The 1,538-nt window shown below is 73.9% G+C and carries 2 protein-coding genes; both read right to left on the bottom strand.

Annotated elements, in window-relative coordinates; translation table 11 throughout:
• Positions 1 to 242: 242 nt before the first annotated feature.
• A complete protein-coding gene (locus AC2W7G_RS16005; protein ID WP_485869309.1) occupies positions 243 to 1,289 on the bottom strand; it encodes a sensor histidine kinase in 1,047 nt (348 codons plus the stop codon).
• Positions 1,290 to 1,315: 26 nt separating this feature from the next.
• The coding region (locus tag AC2W7G_RS16000) for a TrmH family RNA methyltransferase (protein WP_485869308.1) at positions 1,316 to 1,538 on the bottom strand (223 nt) is incomplete at its 5' end.

Raw genomic sequence — 1,538 nt, 5'->3', positions numbered from 1 at the left:
TCGCCGGCGTGGTCGAGCCGCACCTGCTTGAGCTGCTCGAGCGTGCTCGCCGCGGCGATCGCCGCGAGCGCCTCGTCGCGGGCGCGCTCGACCTCGTCGGCACGCAGCGGCGTGACCTCGACGGGGTCGTACTCGGAGTTGGGGGCCGACATGGCGGACCTCTCTGCAGGACGTACGCGGGACCCGTCGATCCTAGTGGCGTCCGCACCGGCGGCGGCGCGCGGGAGCCCCGCGCGGACCGCTCAGTCGCTCAGCTCGGCCGGCTCGGCCACCGGGAGCCAGAAGCTGATCTCCGCTCCCCCGCCCTCGGCGTCCTCGACGTCGATGTGGCCGCCGTGCTGGTCGACGATGCCGCGCACGATGTACATGCCCAGGCCCGTGCCGGCGCCGGGGCCGGAGCGCCAGAACCGGCTGAAGATCCGCATGCGCGACTCCTCGGGGATGCCCGGTCCCCGGTCGCGCACGAGCAGCCGCACGCCCGGCTCGCCCTCAAGGACCTCCGGGCGGACGACGAGGGCGCGCAGGCCCTGGCCGTGACGCACGGCGTTCTCGACCAGGTTGGCCAGCACCTGGGTGATGCGGTCGGCGTCGCCCCACACGACCGGGACGTCCTCGGGCACCTCCAGCTCGCCCTCCCAGCCGCCGGTCACGAACACGCCGGCCAGGACGCGGGCGGCGAGGTCGTCGAGCTGCACCGGGCCGCGGCGCAGCGTCAGGCGTCCGGAGTCGATGCGCGCGGCGTCCAGCAGCTCGGTGATGAGCCGGGTGAGCCGGTCGGCGTCGGCGTCGACCGTGGCCAGCATGAACTGCTTCTGCTCGTCGGAGAAGCGGTCCCACTTGGTCAGCAGCGTGGAGACGAAGCCCTTGATGCCGGTCAGCGGCGAGCGCAGCTCGTGGGCGACGGTGGCGATGAGGTCGGAGCGCTCGCGGTCGCGCTGGTTGCGGATGCGCGCGTTGCGCACCGAGACGACCAGGCGCACGACCGGCCCGAGCGGCTTCTCGCGCACCAGCCGGGCGGTGATGAGGTACTCGCTGCCCCGCGGCGACCACCACGACTGCTCCGAGATGCGGGTGCGCGTCGCCAGCCCGCCGTAGGGGTCGACGCACTCGAACCACGAGTGCCCGTTGAGGTCGTCGAAGGGCAGGGCCTCGGCCAGGTGCATGCCCAGCATCTCGTCGCCCTGGGCGCGCGCGAGCTGGCGGACGAAGCCGTTGACGTACTCCACCCGGCCGTCCGGCCCGGCGACGATGAGTCCGTCCGGCAGCTCGTCGAGATCGACGTCGGTCACTCCGTGAACACCCCCCGTGCTCGCGGTCACGCTAGCCCACCGGCGCGCTGCGCGTAAGCGGTGGCGTACAGACAGACCGCGGCGGCGGTCGCCAGGTTGAGGCTCTCCGCGCGGCCGTAGATCGGCACGCGGACGACCTCGTCGGCCAGCGCGCGGGTCGCCTCGGGCAGGCCCCAGGCCTCGTTGCCCATGAGCCACGCGGTGGGGCGGGCCAGGTCCAGGCCCGGCTCGTGCAGCTCGCGGTCGCCG

The organism is Aeromicrobium sp. PFPM2_SD2 (genome assembly GCF_057364525.1).
The sequence above is the reverse complement of the archived record's forward strand: the minus strand, read 5'-3'. Positions and strand labels throughout refer to the sequence as shown.